Source organism: Streptomyces sp. NBC_01283, assembly GCF_041435335.1.
Classification (GTDB): Bacteria; Actinomycetota; Actinomycetes; order Streptomycetales; family Streptomycetaceae; genus Streptomyces.
The window spans coordinates 6,272,003-6,293,839 of record NZ_CP108430.1; the positions used below are offsets into that span (position 1 = coordinate 6,272,003).

20 protein-coding genes are annotated in these 21,837 nt (G+C 72.0%); 8 read left to right on the forward strand and 12 right to left on the reverse strand.

Features of this window, described 5'->3' with window-relative positions; translation table 11 throughout:
* The first annotated feature begins 212 nt into the window (after positions 1 to 212).
* Together OG302_RS28325 and OG302_RS28330 are read left to right on the forward strand one after the other, a co-directional pair.
* Positions 213 to 1,097 carry a RimK family alpha-L-glutamate ligase gene (locus OG302_RS28325; protein ID WP_371529351.1) on the forward strand — a complete coding sequence of 295 codons (885 nt, stop codon included), beginning with the start codon at positions 213 to 215 and terminating at the stop codon, positions 1,095 to 1,097.
* 301 nt (positions 1,098 to 1,398) lie between these two features.
* The gene (locus OG302_RS28330; RefSeq protein WP_371529352.1) at positions 1,399 to 2,607 is read left to right on the forward strand and encodes a Cmx/CmrA family chloramphenicol efflux MFS transporter; all 1,209 of its coding nucleotides are present in this window, start codon (positions 1,399 to 1,401) and stop codon (positions 2,605 to 2,607) included.
* Here the strand turns inward: OG302_RS28330 and OG302_RS28335 are convergent.
* The 10 genes from OG302_RS28335 to OG302_RS28380 all read right to left on the reverse strand — a co-directional run bounded on the left by OG302_RS28335 (position 2,535) and on the right by OG302_RS28380 (position 14,973).
* The gene (locus OG302_RS28335) at positions 2,535 to 3,152 is read right to left on the reverse strand and encodes a hypothetical protein (protein ID WP_371529353.1); all 618 of its coding nucleotides are present in this window, start codon (positions 3,150 to 3,152) and stop codon (positions 2,535 to 2,537) included. The two genes, OG302_RS28330 and OG302_RS28335, sit on opposite strands and share 73 nt — an antisense overlap.
* A complete protein-coding gene (locus OG302_RS28340; RefSeq protein ID WP_371529354.1) occupies positions 3,133 to 3,951 on the reverse strand; it encodes an FkbM family methyltransferase in 819 nt (272 codons plus the stop codon). The genes OG302_RS28335 and OG302_RS28340 overlap by 20 nt, the downstream gene beginning before the upstream one ends.
* Entirely contained in the window at positions 3,948 to 4,175 is a 228-nt protein-coding gene (locus OG302_RS28345; protein ID WP_361827795.1) for a Trm112 family protein, read from the reverse strand. Before OG302_RS28345 ends, OG302_RS28340 begins: the two co-directional genes overlap by 4 nt.
* A complete protein-coding gene (locus tag OG302_RS28350; protein ID WP_371750255.1) occupies positions 4,175 to 5,080 on the reverse strand; it encodes a hypothetical protein in 906 nt (301 codons plus the stop codon). Before OG302_RS28350 ends, OG302_RS28345 begins: the two co-directional genes overlap by 1 nt.
* Positions 5,081 to 5,094: 14 nt before the next feature.
* Positions 5,095 to 5,844 (reverse strand): class I SAM-dependent methyltransferase, encoded by a 750-nt coding sequence (locus tag OG302_RS28355; protein ID WP_371529355.1) that lies wholly within the window; start codon positions 5,842 to 5,844, stop codon positions 5,095 to 5,097.
* Positions 5,841 to 7,259 carry a condensation protein gene (locus tag OG302_RS28360; protein WP_371529356.1) on the reverse strand — a complete coding sequence of 473 codons (1,419 nt, stop codon included), beginning with the start codon at positions 7,257 to 7,259 and terminating at the stop codon, positions 5,841 to 5,843. Before OG302_RS28360 ends, OG302_RS28355 begins: the two co-directional genes overlap by 4 nt.
* Positions 7,256 to 11,839 (reverse strand): alpha-(1->3)-arabinofuranosyltransferase family protein, encoded by a 4,584-nt coding sequence (locus OG302_RS28365; RefSeq protein WP_371529357.1) that lies wholly within the window; start codon positions 11,837 to 11,839, stop codon positions 7,256 to 7,258. The genes OG302_RS28360 and OG302_RS28365 overlap by 4 nt, the downstream gene beginning before the upstream one ends.
* The gene (locus OG302_RS28370) at positions 11,836 to 12,555 is read right to left on the reverse strand and encodes a class I SAM-dependent methyltransferase (RefSeq protein ID WP_371529358.1); all 720 of its coding nucleotides are present in this window, start codon (positions 12,553 to 12,555) and stop codon (positions 11,836 to 11,838) included. Before OG302_RS28370 ends, OG302_RS28365 begins: the two co-directional genes overlap by 4 nt.
* On the reverse strand, positions 12,552 to 13,718 hold the full coding sequence (locus tag OG302_RS28375) for a glycosyltransferase family 4 protein (protein ID WP_371529359.1): 1,167 nt from the start codon (positions 13,716 to 13,718) through the stop codon (positions 12,552 to 12,554). The genes OG302_RS28370 and OG302_RS28375 overlap by 4 nt, the downstream gene beginning before the upstream one ends.
* Positions 13,719 to 13,938: 220 nt before the next feature.
* On the reverse strand, positions 13,939 to 14,973 hold the full coding sequence (locus tag OG302_RS28380) for a DUF3068 domain-containing protein (protein ID WP_371529360.1): 1,035 nt from the start codon (positions 14,971 to 14,973) through the stop codon (positions 13,939 to 13,941).
* Positions 14,974 to 15,164: 191 nt separating this feature from the next.
* On the opposite strand from OG302_RS28380, the gene OG302_RS28385 reads away from it, so the two are divergent.
* The 4 genes from OG302_RS28385 to OG302_RS28400 all read left to right on the forward strand — a co-directional run bounded on the left by OG302_RS28385 (position 15,165) and on the right by OG302_RS28400 (position 18,376).
* Positions 15,165 to 15,317, forward strand: coding sequence for a hypothetical protein (locus OG302_RS28385; RefSeq protein WP_371529361.1), 153 nt, complete (start codon positions 15,165 to 15,167; stop codon positions 15,315 to 15,317).
* A gap of 12 nt (positions 15,318 to 15,329) precedes the next feature.
* A complete protein-coding gene (locus OG302_RS28390) occupies positions 15,330 to 16,640 on the forward strand; it encodes a helix-turn-helix domain-containing protein (RefSeq protein WP_371529362.1) in 1,311 nt (436 codons plus the stop codon).
* 27 nt (positions 16,641 to 16,667) lie between these two features.
* Complete coding sequence (locus tag OG302_RS28395) at positions 16,668 to 17,516, forward strand: SMP-30/gluconolactonase/LRE family protein (RefSeq protein ID WP_371529363.1); 849 nt, start codon at positions 16,668 to 16,670, stop codon at positions 17,514 to 17,516.
* Between the two features lie 137 nt (positions 17,517 to 17,653).
* Entirely contained in the window at positions 17,654 to 18,376 is a 723-nt protein-coding gene (locus tag OG302_RS28400) for a hypothetical protein (protein WP_371529364.1), read from the forward strand.
* Between the two features lie 18 nt (positions 18,377 to 18,394).
* Here OG302_RS28400 and OG302_RS28405 read toward each other — a convergent pair whose 3' ends face one another.
* A complete protein-coding gene (locus tag OG302_RS28405) occupies positions 18,395 to 18,844 on the reverse strand; it encodes a MarR family winged helix-turn-helix transcriptional regulator (RefSeq protein ID WP_371529365.1) in 450 nt (149 codons plus the stop codon).
* A 127-nt stretch (positions 18,845 to 18,971) separates the two neighbouring features.
* Here OG302_RS28405 and OG302_RS28410 point away from each other — a divergent pair, with 127 nt between their 5' ends.
* Both OG302_RS28410 and OG302_RS28415 read left to right on the forward strand, forming a co-directional pair.
* A complete protein-coding gene (locus tag OG302_RS28410; RefSeq protein ID WP_371529366.1) occupies positions 18,972 to 20,018 on the forward strand; it encodes an NADP-dependent oxidoreductase in 1,047 nt (348 codons plus the stop codon).
* A gap of 148 nt (positions 20,019 to 20,166) precedes the next feature.
* Complete coding sequence (locus tag OG302_RS28415; protein ID WP_361827766.1) at positions 20,167 to 20,595, forward strand: organic hydroperoxide resistance protein; 429 nt, start codon at positions 20,167 to 20,169, stop codon at positions 20,593 to 20,595.
* Between the two features lie 82 nt (positions 20,596 to 20,677).
* Here the strand turns inward: OG302_RS28415 and OG302_RS28420 are convergent, their stop codons facing one another.
* Entirely contained in the window at positions 20,678 to 21,835 is a 1,158-nt protein-coding gene (locus OG302_RS28420; protein ID WP_371529367.1) for a serine hydrolase domain-containing protein, read from the reverse strand.
* Positions 21,836 to 21,837: the final 2 nt, after the last annotated feature.

The window sequence follows — 21,837 nt, forward strand, 5'->3', positions numbered from 1 at the left end:
GGGCGGTGCGGGGGCTCGGGGCGGTGCTTCGTCTTGTCGACGGGCCTCACTGATCGCGGTGCCGTACCGCCGCCGGCCCGGCCGGGCGATATCAAGCCGGACGCGCGTGACCGGGTGCGGCTCGTGAGCATGACGTACGAGGCAGGCCTTGTCGGGGACACGTCGAGAGGTTGTTAGCCTGCGGGGCGGATCATCGAACCCTGGAGGCCTCCGTGTCACCCGACCGCCCCACGATCGCCCTGGTCACCAGCAGGCCTCAGCTGGAGACCGGTCTCGACCGTGACCTCCCCGAGCTGGCACGCTCGCTCGGCGCGGCGGACGCCGATGTCGCCACCGTCTCCTGGGACGACCCGGACGTCGACTGGGAGCGGTTCGATCTCGTCGTCATCCGGTCCGCCTGGGACTACAGCGAGCGCGTCGCCGAGTTCGTGGCCTGGGCGGGGCGCGTCGCGCGGCTCACCGTCCTGGCCAACCCGGCGTCCGTGGTGCGGTGGAACACCGACAAGCGGTACCTGGCGGAGCTCGCGGCGTCGGGGGTGCCCGTCGTGCCGACCCGCTATGTGGCGCCCGGCGACGTGCCGGAGATCCCGGACGACGGCACGTTCGTCGTCAAGCCCACGTCCGGGGCGGGGGCGCGTCTCGCGGCGCGGTACGAGAAGGGCGAGTACGAGGCCGCCGTACGGCACATCGAGCGGATGCACGACCAAGGTCTCACCGCGATGGTGCAGCCCTACATGCCGCGCATCGACGAGACCGGCGAACGCGCCCTCGTCTTCGTCGGCGGGCGCTTCCTGCACGCCATACAGAAGGGCGCGGTGCTCGCGCCGGGCACGGCGTACGACGACGAGAAGATGCCGCACCCCGATCTGCGCCCCTGGCAGCCGACCGTCGACGAACTCGCCCTCGCCGAGCGGGCGTTGGCCGCCGTCCCGGGCTCGCCCGAGCTGCTCTACGCGCGCGTGGACCTCGTCGACGACGCGGACAGCGGTGAGCCCCGCGTCATGGAGCTCGAACTCGTCGAGCCGAACCTCTTCCTCTTCCTGCACGCGGACTCGCTGCCCGCGGTGACCGAGGAGATCCTCACCGCCGCCGGGTAATGCCGGTAATGCAGGGCAACCGAGTGGACGTGGCCTCCGAGACGTGAATAGTCTGCGGCCATGTCCAGTCCCGAGTCCGACAGACTCTAGCCACCGGCCGGCATGTCCGGTGGCCCTCACTCACGTCACCGGATCCCTCGCCGAAGCGGTTCACCGCCGCCGTGCGGACTGACATCCCTCTTCTCTTTCCCTTCCTGGCGCGACCTGTTGGCGCGACCGCCGCGTGGCCCCCCTCTGCCGGGGCGGCATCCGTGGCCGGCCGCCGCCCTGTCGATCCATGACGTAGGTGCGGAGTTCCTTCATGCCCCTTGCCCTCTACATCCTCGGACTCGCCGTCTTCGCGCAAGGCACATCCGAGTTCATGCTCTCCGGTCTCGGCCCCGACATCGCCGCCGACCTCGATGTGTCCCTCTCCACCGCGGGCACCCTGACCTCGGCCTTCGCCGTCGGGATGATCGTCGGCGCGCCGATGATGGCCGTACTCAGCCGTCGCCGGCCACGCAGGACCGCGCTGCTCGCCTTCCTGACCACCTTCCTGCTCGTCCACGTGGCCGGCGCGCTGACCACCAGCTTCGCCGTGCTGCTCGCGACCCGCGTCGTCGGTGCGCTCGCCAACGCCGGATTCCTCGCGGTGGCCCTGGTCGCCGCCGTCGGCATGGTCGAGCCGGACGCCAAGGGGCGGGCCACGTCGGTGCTGCTCGGCGGCGTCACCCTCGCCTGTGTCGCGGGCGTCCCCGGCGGCGCGCTGCTCGGGCAGTACTGGGGGTGGCGGTCCGCCTTCTGGGCGGTGGCCCTCGTCTCGGTGCCCGCCGTCCTCGCGATCCTGCGGTCCGTGCCCGCCGGTGCGCCCGATGCCGCGCTGTCCGACGTGCGCGGGGAGCTGCGCTCGCTGCGCGCACCGCGCCTCGGGGTGACGCTGCTCCTCGGGGCCCTGGTGAACGGCGCGACCTTCTGTACGTTCACCTACCTCTCGCCGGTCATCACCGACGTCACCGGCTTCTCGCAGGGGTGGGTGCCCGCGCTGCTCGCGCTCTTCGGCGCCGGATCGTTCGCCGGGGTGACGGTCGCGGGGCGGTTCGCGGGCGCGCGGCCCGTTCCGTTCCTCCTCGCGGGCGCGGTGGCGCTGCTCGCCGGGTGGGTGCTCTTCGCGCTGACCGCGCAGCACCCCGTGGCGGCGGTCGTCCTCGTCCTCGTCCAGGGCGCGCTGTCCTTCGGCGTCGGCTCCGCGCTGATCACCCAGGCGCTGTACGCGGCCACCGGCGCCCCCACGCTCGCGGGCGGATTCGCCACGGCCGCCCTGAACGTGGGAGCCGCGATCGGTCCCGTGGGCGGCGGCATCGCACTCTCCGCGGGACTCGGCCACCGCTCGCCGCTGTGGGTCAGCGCACTGCTCGTGGCGCTGGCCCTGGTGACCGGAATCGCGACCGTGGGGAAGCGTCAGTCGCCGTCCGGGAACGAGAGCCGCTGGAGCAGCCCCCAGGTGAACTCCGCGACGCAGCGTCGCGGCTGACCCGCCCCGTCCGGCGCGGTGAAGGCGAGCCGCCAGCGCGTGGGCGCCGTGCCCTCCATCGGGCGGGCAGGGGCGAACGCGCGGGCGGCCTCGTCGACCGTGCACGACCAGGGCGTGAGGTCGTCAAGGGTGCGGAGCGCGGGGCCCGGGGCGCCGGGCGCGCGGATCAGCCACTCGTTCCACACCGCCCCGTTCGGCGCCCGCAGCACCTCGAAGCGCAGGTCCGGCCAGAGCGGCACCGGCCACAGCAGGGCCTCGCACTCCAGGTCGCCGATCTGCCGGGCCACGGTGGTCTCGGGCGTGCCGAGCACCGAGCGGTAGCGGGAGACCGCGCCCCGCGAGCGGGCGGAGCGGCTCATCGCCTGCCAGCGGCGGTTGGCCTCGCGCATGTCCGCGATGGAGACACCCAGCTCGTGCCGGGCCGCCTCCACCAGGTCCGGGTTGTGGTCGGCCATGCGGCGCAACAGGACCAGCTGGAAGTCGAGAGGAGTGAACGGGCCCGAGGAGCCGGGGCCGGAGGCGGAGCTAGCGGACATGGGCTCCATGGTCGCGCACCGCGGCGGCCCCCGGGCGACGGTCGCCGGGAAGGAACAGCACCGAGTTGACGTACCGGGGCCTGCGCGGGGTGAGCACCCTGCGCAGCAGCCCCTGCGACACGACGTACGACGTGTCGCTCTGGTGCGCCTCCAGGTCGAAGTCGGCCAGCGGCAGCCAGGTGTGTCCGGGCAGGACCCAGCCCTGGTAGCCGTGGTGCCGGGTGAGCAGCTCGACGATCGGCTCGATCGGCTGGATGCGGGACTCCAGCTCGATGAAGAGGGCGGGCCGGTCACGGGTGAGCAGGTCGTGGGCGCCGTGCAGCACCGGGAGTTCGTTGCCGTCCACGTCGATCTTGATGAAGTCGACGTCGCGCAGGCCGAGCCCGTCCAGCGTCAGGCAGGGCACCTCGACCGCCGTGGCGTGGATGTCCCTGCGGATGAGCGAGGAGACCCCGCGGTCCCCGCGGTCGCCCTGCGGCAGCCAGAGCCGGGCCGTGCCGGGGCGGTCGGTGGCGGCGGCCTGGATCACCCGGACGTTGCCGGGCGTGGAGGTCTCCAGGAGCCGGGCGAGATGCGGGACGGGCTCCACGGTCACCACGCGGCGCGCACGCGAGGCGAGGCGGCGCGACCAGGGGCCGTACCAGCCGCCGACGTCCACCGCCGTGCCGCAGCCGCTCGGGCAGAGGTCGGCGAGGCGGGCGAGCTCCGGTTCGAAGCGCGGGTAGACGAGACGGGCCAGGGAGGCGATCAGACGGGCGGGGAGGTGCGGGGCGAGCCGGGCGGCCACGGTCTTGTGGGGGCCCGTCACGGGGAGATCCGCTTCAGGAGCTGCTCGTGCTCGTCCTCCGATATCTGCTCTCCTGATGAGGGCAGCAGCTGCGGTATGCCGTCGACGATGGGGTAACGGCGGCGCAGCCGGGGGTTGTAGAGCACCTCCTCCGGTACGAGGGGTTCCGCGGGCTCCAGGAGATGCAGCGGTCCCTTGTCCAGTGGGCAGGCGAGGATCTTCAGGAGCGGGTCTTCGGGATTCATCAGCTCGTCAACTCCTTGGTCGGGGGCGTTGGTTGAGGCGGTGGCGCGTCATGCTTGGGCATGGCGAGGAGCACGGACACCGCGAGCGCCGTGCCCGCGATCCGCAGGGCGAGCCGCACCGGTTCCTGCGGCAGCGGCTCACCGAACGCCAGCGTGCCGAGTACCGCGGTGAACAGCGCGGTAACCGTCGTGCACACGGGGACGATGAGAGAGGCCCGGCAGCGCTGCAGCGCCGCCTGGGACATGACCAGGCCGAACGCGCCGGTGAACAGCAGGAGATACGGGTACGGGGAGCCCAGCAGATGGAGCAGCGCCGAGCCCAGATCCTGCGTGGTCAGATAGCTGGACACGCCCTTGATGGCGAGCGAGCTGACCCCGTAGAGAAGGCCGACGGCGACCCCGTACTCGACGCCCGTCGTCGGCAGGCGGTGCCGGTGCTTCGCGCGGCGCTCGGCCGATCCGTACAGCAGGACTCCCGCCGCGAGGGACGGCAGGCAGACCGTGAGGACGAGCGGGACGGGCGCGCTGCGGCTCACGGTGTCGGCCTCCTCGCTGAGCGAGAGGACGACCATGAGCAGCGCGGCGAGAATGGCCCCGACGGCGTACCGCTCGCGCCCCGACGTCTGCTCCCCGAGCAGCACCGAGGAGAGCAGCAGCAGAAGCACGAGCCCGGACACGAAGATGCCCTGCGCGGCGGCGATCGGCAGCGTCCGGTAGACGGCGAGCTGCGCGCCGAAACCGGCGGCGAGCGCGAGCGATCCGCCGATCCACAGCGGACTGGAGATGACCTGCCGCAGCAGCCGTGCCGGATTGCGCACGCTGACGGAGGGCATCGCGGTCAGGGCCCGTTTCTCCAGGACGAACCCGGTGCTGTAGAGGAGGTTCGCCAGCAGGGCCGCGGCCACACCCCACCACACGGTTACGTCCTTCGGGCGTGCAGCAGCAGGATCGACGAGGCGCTCGGCACGGCGCAGGCGAGCCGGTCGAGGCCGCGCAGCGGACGGGGCACGCCGTGGAAGGGCGCGCCGGCGACCCGCACCACGTCGAAGCCGGACGCGGCGACGAACTCCCTCAGCGCACGGGCGGTGTAGAGCCGCAGATGCCCGACGACCTCACTCCCCGGACGGCCGTGGATGCCGCGCAGGCTGACCTCGGAGAAGACGGGCTGCACCCCCGCGAGCAGGAGCCCGCGGTTGTACCAGGCGGCGAGGTTGGGCGTGGACAGCATCAGATGCCCTCCTGGCCTGAGCACTCTCCTCAGCTCGTCGAGCGCGCTGTCGGGGTCGACGAGATGCTCGATGACCTCGCTGAAGAGGACGGCGTCGGCGGCGCCGTCGGCGAACGGGAGCCCGCCGTCGGTGAGTTCACCGCGCACGACGTACGGCAGATGCGCGTGGGCCCGCTTGAGGGCGTCCTGGGACCAGTCGACGCCGACGACGCGATGCCCCGCGAGGAGCGGGGCGGCGGCCGACGCGGCGGTACCGTCGCCGCAGCCGATGTCGAGGACGACAGCCGTGTGGGCGGTGGCCGGGCCGAGGGCGTCGGCGAGCATCCGGGCCTGACGGAGGCTGCGGGCGTCGCCGGACGCGACGGGGACGGAGGGGTCCTCGTAGAAGTCCCGCAGGTCGCGCGGTGCGGTGCTGGTGCTCGCGGTGCTGGTGCTGCTCACGGTGTCGTCCCCTCCTCCGTGTGCTCCGTGGCGTGGAGGTAGTGCTCGAAGAGGTCGCGCAGGTGGGCGCCGTCGCCGCTGCTGAGCAGGGACTTCGACCAGCGGAAGGCGACGTGCAGGCGGCCCGCGGTGGATGCCGTGGTCACGGTCAGCCCGCGGGGCAGCCGGGCGGGCGCGGAGAACCAGACGGCGTGCGCGCGTCCGGCGTCACCGAAGTCCAGGGAGTACGGAACGCGCCCGATGTTGCTGAGCAGCGTGGTGGACGTCCAGGGCGCCGCCGCTCTGCGCAGGCCGCGCGTGACGGCGGCCCTGAGGACGACGGGCAGGACGGGCGAGGTCAGGAGGGCCGCCCCGCGGCCGAGTTGGGGCCGGGAGAGCGCCTTGAGGGCGCGGGTGCGCTCCGCTGTGCGGCGCAGGAGTGCCCCGATGTCCTCCGGGCTCCACTCCTCGGAGGTCAACTCGGCGGCGCTGAACGGCACTTCGACGAGGCGGGTGCCGTTCCCGATGGGCATCTCCATGCTGCGGGGCCGGTCGTCGACGGGCATGGTGATCCGGAACGGCTTCGGCCGCGCGCCGTGCTCCCGGTTCCAGTGCGCGATCATCAGCGCGGTCGCCACCATGAGCTGGTCGTTCACGGTGAACGGCGCGCCCTTGGGCCGCCGCGGCACCGGCAGCTCGGAGACGAGCATGCCGTTGCCGGGAGAGGGCTCCGGGGTGCCGCGCGAGACGCGGGCGGGCGGAGCCCAGCCGGAGGGCGCGTCGCCGATGTCCACCGCACTCTCCGGCGCGTCGGACGAGGCCGTACGCAGCGGAGGCGCGGCGGGGGAGTTGTCCTGCCCGCCGTACAGCTCGGCGGCGGTGGCCAGGACACGGAGGCAGGCGGGGCCGTCGAGGGCGGTGTGATTGATGGTGAGGAAGAGGACGCTGCCGCTGTCGGGGGCGTCGGAAGTACTGGCCTCGCTGCCCGAGCCGTTGTCCCCGCCGGGGGCGACCGCCTTGGCGGCGTGCTCCGAAGCGATCACCTCCAGGCGGATCGGCGGCGATGCCGACAGCGGCGGGGCTTCGGAGAGGGAGCGGGTGCGGGCCTTCTTCAGGGCGTCCCGCTCCGGGGCCGGGAACGTCACCACCTCCACGTCCGGCTCCGCCGTCAGCTCCCACTCGTAGCGGCGGCGGTACCAAGGCCCCCGCGCCTCCCGCATCAGGATGCGCGGGTGGCGGCGCAGGGCCTCGGTGAACGCGGCCTTCAGGCGGGCCGGGTCCGGTGTGCCGGGCAGATGGACCTCGATGTGTACCGTCTCCGGCTCCTCCTCCTGGAGGCAGTGCCGGGAGACCTCGTCGACGACGGGGAACGGCACGCGCTCCGGAGGCCGTTCGGGTCCGTCGGCGTGACGTGCCGGGTGATCGAGTGCGGTCATCGTTCTGTGTCCTCCCCGGGGGCGGACGGAGCCGCGGCTCCCGCGAGCCCGTCCGTCGCCCTTGGCCTGCGCCGCCTGAAGCGCGTGGTCCGTGCCGTCCGCGTGCCCGGCGGTGCCGGTTCCGGCTGGGCCGACGCCGGGCCTCTCGCCGAGATGGTCGAGCTGGTGGCCTGCGGTGCGCCACCGGCGTCCAGGCCGCCGCCCGCCCCGGAGCCCGCCCCGGACCCCGTATCCGACCCCTGCCCGCTCTCCCCGCGCTTGCGGCGCGGCAGCGGAGTCGTGCCCAGGTCCCGGTCAGGGCCCGGCGGTGGCGTGGGGCCGCTCGCCGGGGGTGGCATCACCGGGGGTGCCGCGGGCGGAGGCTGGTGCGGAGGCGGCTCCCACGGAGCGAACTCTCCGCCGTTGCCACCGCCACCGGGTCCTTCGGCCACCGTGCGCGTACCCCCGGCGTCACCCCGCACACTCACCAGCGCCGCGAACAGGGCGATGAGAGCCATGAGTTGGGCGGCATGGCCGAACGCGCCCTCGTCCGCCGTGGTCGGCTCGCCGGCACCCATCGCCGCCGCGATCCCCGCCCCGGCCATCGCCACGAAGGCGAGCGGGACGAGCAGTGCGTGACGGCGGAAGGCCAGCAGGGCTAGCACGGGCACGAGCAGGGCGAACCAGCCCGCGATCACCGCGGCCACCAGCGTCAGCGCGACCGTGCCCAGGACGAGACCCGGCGCGGGCGGCGCCAGGTCCGGGCCGTCCGGGTTCGGCTCGCGGCGCCGGATCAGGGCGAGCGCGATCAGGGCGAGGACGGCGACACCGCCGCCGATCAGGCCTATCTCGTAGATCCGCGAGGGCTCGTAGGAGAGCTTGACCGTGCCGCCCTCGCCCTTCGGCACCAGGAAGCCCTGCTGCCAGCCGTCGAGGCGTACGGACGACAGTTCCTTGCCGTTGAGCGTCGCCTTCCAGCCGTCGTTGATGTTCTCGTAGGTCGTGAGGTACGAGGCCGCGCCCGCGCCCACCGACACCTCGCGCCGGTCGCCCAGCCAGTCCTTGATGTTCATGGAACGGGACTGGCGGTCGATCGCGCCCGGCGTCCCCTGCGTCATCGAGACGTCCATCAGGGCGAGCGGACCCGCGTCCCCGGCCTCGACGGTGTGCTTGCCCGCGCCCAGCGACAGGGTCGTGTTCTCCGAGCCGCGCGAGCAGAGCGTCACCTCGATGGGCCGCCGCTCGATCAGGTCCCGTACCGAACCCTTCGCGCTCGTCGCGTGCAGCTTGCCGTCGACGGCGAGCATCGGGCCTTCCCCGCAGGCGAGTTCGAAGGTCTTGGACGCCGAAGGCTGCTTCGTCCGGTACTTGTCCAGGGCCGGGATGTAGGCCTCGGTGAGGCCCACCGGCAGCTGCATGTCGTCGTCCGCCACCGGGTTGTGGACCGTCAGCGGCGCGGTCTCGGTGACCGTGATGGTCAGCTCGTCCGTGGTGATCGGCGGGAACCGCGTGTTGCCGTTCTCGTCGACGCCGGCGATCGCCGCGCCGTCCGGCGAGCTGATCTCCACCTTCTCGGGGCGGGTCGAGAGCCCGCCCGCCGCGGGCAGGACGATCTCGCCGATCGGCTGCTTGCCCTTCCACTTCAGATGGATCACCGGGCTGTCACCGGCGATCCAGGCCGTCGTCAGATCGCCGTCCGTGAGGTTGCGCGGCGACAGGCCGCCGCCGAGCTTCGACGTGGAGTCGGCGCTCGCGACGATCTGCTCCTGCTGCTCCGGCGCCACCTTGTAGAGCAGCTCGTCCAGCTCGGACCCCGCCACGGGGAGCGCGCCGGCCTTGACCTCGTACTCGCCCTCGGCCGGGGTCGTGAAGCGCCGGTGCAGCCCCGACTCGGTGTTCACCGGCGACAGGGCGCTCGGGTCCGACGCACGGTGCATCGAGTACGTCGTCGCCTCGGCGCCCGCGGGCGCCTCCCGGTCCGAGCTGGTGGACCCGGTGTCCGTGGGGAGCTGCAGAAGTTTCGTCACGCGCACACCCGGCACGGTGATCTCCGAGAATCCGGCGCCCGTCAGGCCTTCGTGGCCGATCTCCGCGTCCAGGATGGTGATCTTCAGCCAGCTGGAATCACCCGCCGGAGCCTTGATGCTCTGCCGCATGCCGTTGGGCTGCAGCGCACTGGTGCGGCTGCCCCGCTCCGTCTCCACCCGCACCCGGGTGGGCGCGGCTCGCACGCCCTCCTGCGGCAGCGGCGTGACCCGGATCGAGGACGGGATCGCCTCCTTGGCCCTGAACTCCGCCTTGAGCCATTCGCCCTTCGGCTTCCCGGGGCTGCCCTCGGCCCATGCCGTGGCCGGATTGCCGTCGAAGGCGTTCACGGGGTCGTACTGCGGCAGATGGAAGAGCCAGTTGCCGTAGCTCGACGCGGTCACGGACTTCGCGCCGCGCAGCTGGGCCGTCGTCTGGTGCTCGATCCCCGTGGTGGGCAGGATCTGGTGCGGCTTCTCGCCCGGTTCCTGGAGGGCGCCGCTCGCGTTGTACTCGCCCGGTGTGTAGGTGTACGAGGTGTTGGAGCTGACCAGGCCGAAGCGCGTGTCCGCGCGGCGCAGACCGTCACCGACCGCCTGCAGACCGGGAGTTCCCACGCCGGGATGGTTGTCGCCCGTCAGGACGGAGGGGCGGTCCCGCATCGAGGGGTCGGCGGAGAGCGGGAGCAGCGACTCGGGGCCGCCGCTCACCACGGCCGTGTTCGAGACCGGCTTGATCCCGGCCTGGCCGGGCCGCTTGGCGCCCGCGCCCGGTGCGTAGATCTCCACCGCACGCTCGCGCGGGTAGAGGCCCTCGACCTGGAGGGGCGTGTCGTTGGGGATGATCCCGCCGGTCTCCGTCGGACCGAAGCCGGTGACCCGCTCGAAGCCGGACTCCTCCAGGGTCCGCTTCACCGTCGAGGTCGGCACGTTCCCGACCTGGTCGGGGTCGAGGTCATTGCGCACGACGACGTAGTAGAGGCCCGCGCGCGTCAAGTAGTCCCGCAGACCGGGGACTTTGCCGCCGGTCGTGAGCGCCTGCTCCACCGCGTCCATCGCGCGCCGGTTGCCGGGAGTGCCGAACGGGACGTAGTCCCGCTGCGCCCAGCGCGAATCGGCGAGCACGTCGAGGGGCTGGTCGATGGGCGAGCCCCAGGTGTAGATGCCGTGCGCGGTGGCGGGCACCACGAGCGCACGGGAGTCGGGGGAGTATTTCTTCAGCCAGTCGCCCGTCGCCTCCCAGTAGTTGGGAAGCTTCTGGAAGGAGCCCGGCTGGAGGATCGAGCCGTTCAGGTAGGGGAGGGCGAGCCCCGGCAGTACGAGAACGGCGGCGATCAGCGGGGCGAACTTGCGCCCGCGCACCGGTCGCGCCCCGCGCGCCTGCGCGGCCACGCCCACGAGGTGCATCAGCCCGAGGACCAGCGCGAGCGCGAGGCCCGTCTGGAACTTGTAGATGTTCCGGAAGGGGACGAGCCCGCCGTTCAGCCAGGACTGCACCGTCTCGTGGAAGGGCGCGCCGAACGCGCCGCCGTACCCGGCGAGCGTGACCAGCACGACCGACAGCACGGTCAGGACGAGCCAGCGCCGCTCGGGCAGATCGCGCCGCGCGAGCCCGGCCAGGCCGAGGGCGGCGGCGAGTGCCGAGCAGACCACGACGAGCACGGATGTCGCGACCGTCCACCCCGCGGGCAGCCACGCCTCGCCGAAGTTCAGGTACGCGACCCAGTTGCCCGCGCCGCGCAGCGTCTCCGTGGCCGACATCGTGCCGGTCGTGGTGGCCGAACTCTCCACGTACGGAAGGAAGTTCTCGCCGTAGATGCCGAGCATCAGCAGAGGGACGACCCACCAGGCGGTGGCGAGGATGACTCCGGGCACCCACCAGGTGATCAGCTTGCGCTTGCGGGGCCCGTTCGGTCGCGACAGGAGGTACAGGCCCACCGGCAGCAGGGACGCCAGCGTCGCCGCCGCGTTCACGCCGCCCATGAAGGGGATGAAGAGCGCGGACCGCAGGGCCGCCGAGCGCGCGCTGATGCGGTCGTTCGTCAGCGGGAGCAGCACCCACGGCAGCAGGGCGCCGGGCAGCGCCGCCGCCGACGTCGACCCGACGACGATGGTGAACGTCGGCCACAGGGCGTAGGCCGCCGCACCGAGCAGCCGGCTCGCTCCGCTGCCCACCCGCAGCCTCTCGGCGAGCCGCAGCACACCCCAGAACGCGGTGGCCACGATCAGCGACATCCAGAGGCGCTCCGCGAACCACACCGGGAGCTGGACGAGCTTCGCCAGACCGTAGAACGGCAGCATCGGCCACGTGTAACCGACGTACTGGTCCTGGATCCCGCCGAAACCGCCCCGGTCGTGCCAGAGCTGGCCCAGGTCGGAGAGGAACTGCCAGGGGTCGACGGCGACCCCCAGCTTGGTGTCGAACGTCATCCGCCCCGGCTTCACGGCCAGGAAGAGGACGAACACCACGGCCCAGAACCCGAACAGCCAGCGCCGCGAGCGCGGGCCTCTGCCGGGTTCGGGGGCGTCAGCCGTGGGCCGGACTGCCGCCGGGGGTGGGGCCTGGACCGTGGTCATGGACACCGCCTGAGGATGAGAAGGAGATTCCAGGTGGCGAACTCGCGTACACCCGGCACTTTGGTGATGCCACCGGCCAGGAACGGCCAGTAGCGGGACCGTGCGGACACGACGGACACGTCGTTCCTCGCCCGCACCTGGCGCAGGGTCGGACCGACGTGGTGAGCGAAGAGGTTCTCGCCGAGCGTGTGTTTGGCTGCTTTTCCGGTACGCCGTTCATAGCGGGCGCGCCCACGGGCGCCGCCCAGGTAGTGCCAGGGCGCCCACTCGTGGCCGCCCCACGGCGAGTACCAGTTGGTGAAGGAGACGTAGATCAGGCCGCCGGGCCTGGTCACCCGCACCATCTCGCTGAGGAACGTCTGCGGATCGTCCACGTGCTCGAGGACGTTGGAGGAGAAGGTGACGTCGGCGACGCCGTCCGCGAGCGGGAGGAGGTATCCGTCGGCGACGACGGAGCCCTCCGGCGGTTTGGCGCCCAGTTCGGCCGGATCCGGCTCGAAGAGGAAACTCTGCGCGCCGCGCCGCCGGAACTCCTCGGTGAAGTACCCGCCGCCGCCGCCGACATCGACGACGACACGGCCCTTGACCGGTCCATAGGCCTCGACCTGGTCGGCGGCGTCACGGGCGAGCAGGGTGTAACACCGCTCGGGCTCTTTCTGCTCGCGCAGAAAAGCCCGGAAGAGGGTGATGGATCGGTGCAGGGACGGGTCCTTCACGCGGACCCCTGTGCTGCCTGGTGCGTGACGATCGCCTCGGAGGCCACCGCCTGGAACTCGCGCACGGAATTGGCCCACCGGTAGCTGGTGGCCCGTTCGCCCGCCGCCTTGCCGAAGGTCTCCCGGCGTTCGGTGCTCAGCGCCAGGGTGCACCAGGCGGCGGCGAAGGAACTCTCGCCCCGGGCCAGCAGCCCCGTCACGCCGTCCTCGATGGAGTCACGCACACCCGGTACGTCGAAGCCGATCGCCGGCGTCGAGCGGGTCGCCGCCTCGGTGATGACCAGGCCCCAGCCCTCGACGGCGGAGGGATGGAGGAGCATCCACGCCTCGCAGAGCAGCCGGTGCTTCTCGGCCTCGGTGACATGGCCCCTGAACTCAACGCCGGGCCCGGCGAGTTGTTCGAGTCGGGCCCGCTCGGGTCCGTCGCCCACGATCACCAGACGTCCGCCGGTGACGGGCCTGACGCGCTCCCAGAGGCGAAGGAGCAGATCGATGCGCTTGTACTCGACGAGCCGTCCCATCGCCAGGAACATCGGCTCGTCCGAACGGGGGTGGAGCGGGCCCGGCTCCTCGACCCCGTTGTGGACTATGCGTATGCGCTCACGCTCGACGCCTATCGCGCGCAGCGCGGTGGCCGTCGACGGCGAGACGGCCACCAGGAGATTGCCGCGCTGGGCACCGGAGAGCGACCAGTGTTCGAGTCTTCGGCCGAGCCGGGCCGCGGGGGCGAGCGCACCCTGGAAGCGCATCCCCCACAGATCGGTGTGGACGTGGTTGACCAGGCACAGCGTGGGCCCGCGGTGCCACAGCGGCGCCAGGTACGGCATGCCGTTGCAGACCTCGACCAGGAGGTCGCAGTCGCCGACCTGCCGGGTGAAGGCGGAACGCGAGCGCAGATAGTGCCCGAGGTCACCGCCCGCCGACACGACGCGGTAGTCGCGGAAAGCGGCGGGACCTCCGCACAGGAGGGTGACCTGATGGCCGAGTCTGCTCAGTCCGTCGGCCAGCCGGTCGACGAGCAGCTCGGATCCGCCCGCGGCCGGATTCGCCAGGTCGCGCCGGGCGAGAAAAACGATCCGGCGCGGCTGCGGGGGAGGTGCCGGTAGCCGTTGCGCGACCCGGGGGGTGGCGGCGCGCAGCGGAGAAGGCACGTGCTGGGGCATGCGTGCTCCAACTCGTCAGGGTGCGGAACCGTGAGGTCGCTATGGGGGGTTGCACCGTTCGGGGGTCGCTTGCAAAGGCGCTGTGCTCTGACTGTGCGAGGGTGGTGCGGGGGCGGTGCGGGGACTGTGTTCGGGTGGGGATCGTTAGTTTTCGCCGCTGTGTTCGGCGCGGCTACTCACCGAAGTGACAACTTTCGGGCTTTCAACAGCTGACGTCTCATCACATCGTGCTGGGTTGCAGGGCGGTTGGGGACGTATCGCCATTCGGACCGCCCGGCTCCGCCGCTGAACCCGGCCCGTTCGTCCCTTGTGCACCACTGTCGGAACGTCGTCCGCGCAGGACCAGGACGCCTCCGGCGATCGCGAGCAGCGCACCCAGCACACCCGCCCCCAGCGGCAGTGTCTCGCCGACCAGCTTGAGCCGGCTGCTGTCGTCGTCGGCGAGCTTGACCTGGGCCTTCTGCGTCTTCGGCGTGAACGCGATGCGCTCGCTGTCGAGGAGCACCGTCGCGTCCTTGTCGGAGCCGGGCGCGCGCAGTGTCTTGCGGGGGCCGATCGCCGCGTAGATGATCCGGCCCGTGCGCTTGTCGGCGACGAGTTCGACGCCGTGGTTGGCGTACCACTCCTCGGCGAGGACGTTGCTGCGCTTGGGCTGTCCCACCAGGCGGCCCGGCACCAGCCGGGTCCCGGTCTTGGCGGGCTTCACCTTGGCGGTGAAGCGGTAGCCCTCGTACCCCTGGATCTTCTTCGTGCCCCGGAAGGTCAGCGGGACGGTCGCGCCGAGGGTGTTGTCCCACCAGGTGTAGGAGCGTTTCTGCACGTCGAAGGGGAACTTGAGGTAGGCCTCGCCCTCGAAGTACGGCTTCTCGTCGCAGCAGTGCACCGGCTTGTTCGTCTCGCGGTCGGTGACCCAGCGCTCGGTCGTGAACTGGAGCGAATCGTGCGGGTCGGAGGCCGGCAGGGACTTGTCCGGATCGACCGACGTGACCACGTCCCAGACCGCGTGGTCGCTGTTGCTGTCCTCCACGTCACCACGGACCTGGCGGGTGATCGTGAGGTTCTTGCCGTTCACCGTCTTGATCTTCTCGGTGTCGAAATAGCTGCCTTTGCCCTTGAAAACAGTGGTGGTGTCGATGTCGACGGGTGTGCGTTTCGCGCGTGGCTCGACGTACCAGGCGAGCATCGGGGCCAGGACGAGCAGAAAGACGCCGAGTCCGAGGAGGATCAGCGAGAGGGGCGAGGCTGTGCGGCGCATCCGGCACTCCTGGGGGCGGGTGAGAAGTGTTACCGAGCCGTATGGGGCCGTGACGCTAGGCGGACCCTTGACGAAGTGTCAATGCGTTGATGAGACTGTGCACTTGCCGGGCGGGGCCGGTGAAGGACTGTGCGTACGACATCAGCGTGACCCGGGTGGGATCGACCTCCAGCAGAGAGGCTGACCCTGACATGCACCGATTGCTCGCAGCCGGGCTGACCACCGTGGCCGCAGCGGCACTCGCCGTGGCCGCCGCGTTCGGCGTCGTCGCGCTCCTGAACGCGACGCCCGACCAGCCCAACACGCCCCTCGTGCACTACGAGACTGCCCCTCGGGGACAGTGAGTGGCCGTACCCGTGACCGAGAGCCAGGGTTCGCTGTCCGTCCGCTCGGCCTGGCGCGACGTACCGCCCGTGCAGGTGCGGCAGTTCGCCGCGCTCGCGCTGGACGAAGTGCCCGCCCTCGCCCAGGACATCCTGCGGGAGATCCGCGCCGAGTACCCCGGCCTGCCGGTCGTCCTCGACGACTCGGGCGAACCCATGGCGCTCATCGGCATACGGCGCGCCCTGGAGGGATTCGTCCAGCAGATCGCTGCCGCCGAGGGCGGCCGGCCCTGCTATCCCCTGGAAGTCTTCCAGGAGTTCGGCAGGGGCGAGGGCCTGCACGGCCGCAGCCTCGACTCGCTCCAGGCGATCTACCGCCTCGGTGTTCGGCTCGCCTGGCGCCGCCTGGCCGAGATCGGCCAGCAGATCGAGATCCCGCCACCGGCCATGTACGAACTCGCCGAGTCGGGCTTCGAGTACCTGGACGGCCTGGTCGACCAGTCCGTCCGCGGCTACGCCGAGGCCGCGGCCCGGCAGGCCGGTGAACGCCTGCGCCTGCAACGGAAGTTGATGGAACTGCTGCTCTCGGAGCGGCGCGGGGAAGCGGGAGCCGGGACACCGGCGGATTCCGGCCACGGCTCCGGTCCGCATCCCGCTTCCAGGCAGCCGGGTGCTCGCGGTGCCCGCAGCGCCCTCGACGAACGGGCCGCCCGCGTCGGCTGGCAACTGCCCGAGCGGGTCGCCGTCGGCGTCCTGCTCCGCCCGGCGAGGGAAGCCGTGGCGCCCGCTGTCGGCCAGGGCGTCCTGCTCGACATGGAGACCGAACAGCCCCGCATGGTCGTCCCCGACCCCGACGCCGCGGGCCGCCCCGAGCTCCTCCGGCGTGCCATGGCCGGCTGGTCCGGTGCGATCGGCCCGCCCGTACCGCTCGCCGACGCGGCGAAGTCGCTGCGCTGGGCGGAGGCCGCGGTCCGCCTGATGGAACGCGGACTGCTGCCCTCCGGCGAGGTCCTGCACTGCACGGAGCACACCGAGGCCCTGGTGCTGCTCCAGCCCGAGGAACTCATCGAGGACCTGGCCCGCCGCTGCCTGGCGCCGCTCGCGCACTGCGGGCCCGCGCACGGCCGCCGTCTGGCCGAGACGCTGCTGGCCTGGCTGGAGACGCGGGGCGGCGCGCCGGAGGTCGCGGCCCGGCTCGGGGTGCATCCGCAGACGGTGCGCTACCGCCTGCGGCAGATCAGGGAACTGTGGGGCGACGAGGTCGACGACCCGGACCGCCGCTTCGAGCTGGAACTGGTGCTCAGGGCGCGGCGGTTGCGCGGGGAGCTGGGAAGGGTGGGCTGAGCGGGGGCGTGCGGGTAGCCTGCCGCAATGGACATAGCGGTACGCGCGCAGGCAGCACTCGGCGAGGGCCCCACCTGGGATCATGCCGCCCAGCGGCTGATCTGGGTCGACATCCTGAGCTCACGCGTCCACACGTACGACCCGTCGAACGGGCACCGCTCGGTCCTGGCCACCGAGCAGCACGTCGGCGCCGCGAAACCGCGCGCGGGCGGCGGCCTGGTGGTCAACCTCCGGGACGGCATCGGCCTGTACGACGCCATGGCCGACGGAGGCGCCTTCCGCTGGCTGCACCGCGAGGTCGTGCCCGGCCGCCGGGGCAACGACGCGGCGGTCGCCCCCGACGGAGCGCTCTGGGCGGGCACGATGCGCTACGACGAGGGGGCGGGCGGCGGCAACCTGATCCGCGTGACCGGCGACGGCACCGTGACCGAGGTCTTCGACGACGTGTCCGTCAGCAACGGCACGGGGTGGAGCCCGGACGGCCGCTCCCTGTACTACGTGGACACCGCGACCCGGCGCATCGACGTACTGGACCTGGGCGAAGGTGAACTCCGTTCGGCCAGGCGGCCGTTCGCCGCCATCGAACCGGAGGCCGGATTCCCCGACGGCCTCACCGTCGACGCGGACGGATGCGTCTGGGTCGCCCTGTGGGACGGTGCCGCCCTCCGCCGCTACACCCCGTCCGGCGCCCTGGACCGGGTGATCGAGCTGCCGGTGCGCCGCCCGACCGCATGCGCGTTCGGCGGCGCGGGACTGCGTGACCTGTACATCACGTCCGCCCGTACGGGACTTGAGGCGCCGCACCCCCTGTCCGGCTCCGTGCTCGTGCTGCCGGACGCCGGGCAAGGCGTCGAACAGGCGGCGTTCGCGGGATAGGCGGTGCGTGTGCCGGAGCGGAACAGGTGGTTTGCCCCATAGGGGAAGCCGACACGGCTGGAAGATTCGATTCCGCACACAACCTTCACGGCAGCGGCTTCCTCTGTTACCCGCGGCTCACTTAGCCTCCATGCCTCATGGACTACTGCCACCCGTGCCACCGGCACCTCAACGGCGCCCTGGCCTGCCCGGGGTGCGGAACCCCGGCCGAAGCCTGCCGTGAGTACGCGGAGGCGGTCGCCACGCAGGACGAGCCGGTGGACCCCGGGCACGCGCACGACGACGAGGCGCCGCGGGGCAGAGGCCGCCGCCGGGAGCGCGGGCGCCGGGCGCACCGCCGCAGGCGCCGCAAGGTCCTGCTGATCACCGCAGGCCTTGCGCTCGCGGCCGGTGGCCTGAGCCTGGCCGAGCTCGGCATCGAGGGCCCCTTCGACGAACCGACGGCGGCGTCGTCGCCGGACGGCGGAGCGGGCGGTGCCGCGTCCCGCACGCCGAAGGACCCGGAGGGCGGTGCGACGACGGGTGCGATGGCCGGCGCGGCCTCGTCGGCGGATCCCTCCGCATCGGAGTCGGCGTCGGCGTCCGCGGAGGACAAGGCGTCCAAGGAGGCGAAGAAGGCCAAGGACGCCGAGGACGCCGAGGACGCCAAGAACGCCAAGAACGCAGACAAGGCGGACGAGGCCGACGGCGATCCCGATTCGACCGCCCCGGTCACGACCTCCGCGCCCGGCAGCCCGGACGCGCCGGGCACCCCCGGGACCGCGCGTCCCACACCCCCGCCGACCACGCGGCAGCCGGATCCGACGCCCGAGCCGGAGCCGTCCCAGACGTGCGACCGCTTCCTGTGGTGGTGCAGGTAGCGAACGCGGCGGCCGCCCTCAGCCGGCGTCCTCGCCGACCATCCTCCGGAGCAGCCCGCGCAGCGAGAGCCGCTCCTCGCGGGAGAGCTCGGCCAGCGGCTCCCGCGCGAAGTCGAGGGACTCGCGCAGGCTGCGGGCGACGGTGAGGCCCTCCTCCGTCGGCGCCGCCAGCTTCACGCGGCGGTCGGCCGGGTCGGGCCGCCGCTCGACGAGGCCGCGCGCCTCCAGGCGGTCGACGATCCCCGTGATGTTCGACGGCTCACACTTCAGCTTCTGTGCTATCCGGCGCATGGGCAGCGGATCGAGGGACAACAGACCCAGTACACGTGCCTGCGCCCCGGTGAGGGCGTGCTTGCCCGCCGCCGCGTCGTACTCCTCGTGGTAGCGCGCGACGACCGTGCCGATGAGCTCGACGACTTCGAGCGTCAGGGGATCCGTGCGCGGGGTGCGGGAGCTGGTGGTGGCCATGTGCTCCAGGCTACCCCGTTACTTGACATCATGAAATATGTAGGAGCATGGTTGTTTCACAACCTGAAGCATTTCCGAGACGTCAGTCTGCCGGGAACGGCAGTCTGAGCAGGAGGAGGACGCCCGCATGTCCGTCACCCCCGAGGCCCCCGGGTCCGCGCAGCTCCCCGCCGTCAGCCGCGAGTGGCACCTGGTGCGCCGTCCGCACGGCTGGCCGGTCCCGGAGGACTTCGCCCTGCGCGAGGCCCCGGTTTCCGCCCCGGCCGACGGCCAGGTCCTGGTCCGCAACCTGCACTTCTCCGTGGACCCGTACATGCGGGGCCGGATGAACGACGTGAAGTCGTACACCCCGCCGTTCCAGCTCGACCAGCCCATGCAGGGCGGTGCGGTCGGCGAGGTCATCGCGTCGAACGCCGAGGGCCTGGCCGTGGGCGACCATGTCCTGCACTTCGCGGGCTGGCGCGATTACGCGACCGTCCCGGCCAAGCACGCCGTCAAGGTGGACGCCCAGGCCGCGCCGCTGTCGGCGTACCTCGGTGTGCTCGGCATGCCGGGCCTGACGGCCTACGCCGGACTCTTCGAGGTCGCCTCCTTCAAGGAGGGCGACGCGGTGTTCGTCTCCGGCGCCGCGGGTGCCGTCGGCTCCCAGGTCGGCCAGATGGCCAAGCTCAAGGGTGCCTCGCGCGTCATCGGCTCGGCGGGCTCGGACGAGAAGGTGAAGCACCTCGTCGAGGAGCTCGGCTTCGACGCCGCGTTCAACTACAAGGACCCGCGCCCGGTCGTGGAGCAGCTGAAGGAGGCGGCCCCCGACGGCATCGACGTCTACTTCGACAACGTCGGCGGCGAGCACCTCGAAGCGGCCATCAGCCGCATGAACGTGCACGGCCGCGCCACCATCTGCGGCATGATCGCGGGTTACAACGACACCGAGCCGACGCCGGGCCCGCGCAACATGGCCATGATCATCGGTAAGCGCCTGCGCCTGCAGGGCATCCTCGTCGGGGACCACGAGGCGCTGCAGCCGCAGTTCGTCTCCGAGGTCGGCGCGTGGATCCGCTCCGGTGAGCTCAAGTACAACGAGACGTTCGTCGAGGGCGTGGAGAACGGCGTCGAGGCCTTCCTCGGCATGCTGCGCGGCGAGAACACCGGAAAGATGGTCGTTTCCCTCGTCTGAGAGTGGTGAGCGGTGACATGAGGACGGCGGGCGGCGGCCGGAGCGCAGGTGGCCGCCGACCGCCATTTTCCGTCATCCGATAAAGTGATTCCACATTCTCGCGACTGTGGGCGCGCATCGCGGAACATCTCAGGAGGAACCGGCACTTATGTCCATCCAGAAGATCGACGTCAAGTACACCGCCGTCGCCACCGCCGAGAACGGCCGTGACGGCCGCGTCGCCACCGATGACGGCAAGCTCGACGTCGTCGTCAACCCGCCGAAGGAGATGGGCGGCAGCGGCGCCGGCACCAACCCCGAGCAGCTCTTCGCGGCCGGCTACAGCGCCTGCTTCCAGGGCGCCCTCGGCGTGGTCGCCCGCAAGGAGAACGCCGACATCTCCGGCTCGACCGTGACCGCCAAGGTCGGCATAGGCCAGACCGAGGCCGGCGGCTTCGGCCTGGAGGTCGCCATCAGCGCCTCCATCCCGAACGTGGACGCGGCCACCGCGCAGTCCCTCATCGAGAAGGCGCACCAGGTGTGCCCGTACTCGAGCGCCACGCGCGACAACATCAAGGTGGAGCTCTCGGTCGCCTGATCCGGGCGACGCGTACGTGACGGAGGGCCGCACCCCCGAGCGGGGGTGCGGCCCTCCGTCATGTCGCCCGGGGGTCTCCCGCTCAGCCGGTGACCGCGGCCGTGTGGATCGCCCGCACGAGCCGGTCGTCCTCCGGGACCGACCCTGGGGGGAAGGCGAACCGGCGCCGCGTGTAGCCGTAGGCGAGCCCGCTGCGCGGATCGGCGAAGGACTGCGAGCCGCCCGCGCCCTTGTGCCCGATGGACCCCGCGCCGAGGTACGGGTACCAGGCGTCGGCGACGCTCTGGAAGCCCACCCCGAACGCCTTGTGGGCCCGCGACACCAGGTCGTACCCGTGGGAATGGATCTGCCCGAACTCGGCCACGGTGTCCGCCTTGAGTAGCGGCTCACGCCCGTCGAGCCCGGTGACCGCCGCCGCGTACATCCGGGCGAGGCCGCGCGCGGACGCGACACCGCCGACGGAGGCGGGGCCCTTGGCACGCACCAGGCGTGAATTGGGCAGCGTCTCCAGGTCGGTGGGCCGCACGCCGTTGCGGTTGAAGGCGATGGAGTTCAGGCTGCCCGGCTGCGGCGGCTCCGCGTCGAGGATCGCGCGCTCCGCGGGGGAGGGCATCATCGGCAGGACGGAGCGGAACCGGGGCTCGAGGGCCTCGGGCAGCCCCAGGTAGAAGTCAAGGCCGTACGGGGCGCGGACGAGCTCCTCGTACGTCTCGTGCAGCGTCCGCCCGGTGGCCCGCAGGACGACCTCGCCGGCCATCGCGCCGATGGTCAGGGCGTGGTAGCCGAAGGCGGTGCCGGGGCGCCAGTACGGGCGCTGGGCCGCGGCCCGGGCGGCGACGGCACGGTCGTCGGCGACCTCCTCGGGAGTGAGGCCGCCGTCGGCCCCCACGACGCCCGCGCGATGCGAGAGGAGCTCGCGCAGGGTGACGCCCGCCTTGCCCTCGGCGGCGAACTCCGGCCAGTAGTGGGCCACTTCGCGGTCGAGATCCAGGGTGCCGTCCTGGACGAGCAGGGCCACGGTGAGATACGCCGCGCCCTTCGTGGACGAGTAGACGCCGAAGAGGGTGTCGCCGTCGGTGTCGGGCCCCACCCACAGGTCGACGACCTGCTTCCCCCGCACGTGGGCGGAGAGCTGCGAGGCGTGATCGGGCTTCTCCCCGGCGAGCAGGGCGGCGAACTCCTCCCGCACGGCTTCGTATCCGGCTGCGACGGTGCCTTGCACCTTGATCTCACGAGTCATGC

Coding starts and splice junctions, on each gene's coding strand:
- OG302_RS28410 (WP_371529366.1), top strand. CDS start 18,972: ATGTCCGTCACCCCCGAGGCCCCCGGGTCCGCGCAGCTCCCCGCCGTC.
- OG302_RS28400 (WP_371529364.1), top strand. CDS start 17,654: ATGGACTACTGCCACCCGTGCCACCGGCACCTCAACGGCGCCCTGGCC.
- OG302_RS28380 (WP_371529360.1), bottom strand. CDS start 14,973: ATGCGCCGCACAGCCTCGCCCCTCTCGCTGATCCTCCTCGGACTCGGC.
- OG302_RS28420 (WP_371529367.1), bottom strand. CDS start 21,835: ATGACTCGTGAGATCAAGGTGCAAGGCACCGTCGCAGCCGGATACGAA.
- OG302_RS28375 (WP_371529359.1), bottom strand. CDS start 13,718: ATGCCCCAGCACGTGCCTTCTCCGCTGCGCGCCGCCACCCCCCGGGTC.
- OG302_RS28335 (WP_371529353.1), bottom strand. CDS start 3,152: ATGGAGCCCATGTCCGCTAGCTCCGCCTCCGGCCCCGGCTCCTCGGGC.
- OG302_RS28365 (WP_371529357.1), bottom strand. CDS start 11,839: ATGACCACGGTCCAGGCCCCACCCCCGGCGGCAGTCCGGCCCACGGCT.
- OG302_RS28405 (WP_371529365.1), bottom strand. CDS start 18,844: ATGGCCACCACCAGCTCCCGCACCCCGCGCACGGATCCCCTGACGCTC.
- OG302_RS28395 (WP_371529363.1), top strand. CDS start 16,668: ATGGACATAGCGGTACGCGCGCAGGCAGCACTCGGCGAGGGCCCCACC.
- OG302_RS28360 (WP_371529356.1), bottom strand. CDS start 7,259: ATGACCGCACTCGATCACCCGGCACGTCACGCCGACGGACCCGAACGG.
- OG302_RS28345 (WP_361827795.1), bottom strand. CDS start 4,175: ATGAATCCCGAAGACCCGCTCCTGAAGATCCTCGCCTGCCCACTGGAC.
- OG302_RS28415 (WP_361827766.1), top strand. CDS start 20,167: ATGTCCATCCAGAAGATCGACGTCAAGTACACCGCCGTCGCCACCGCC.
- OG302_RS28385 (WP_371529361.1), top strand. CDS start 15,165: ATGCACCGATTGCTCGCAGCCGGGCTGACCACCGTGGCCGCAGCGGCA.
- OG302_RS28330 (WP_371529352.1), top strand. CDS start 1,399: ATGCCCCTTGCCCTCTACATCCTCGGACTCGCCGTCTTCGCGCAAGGC.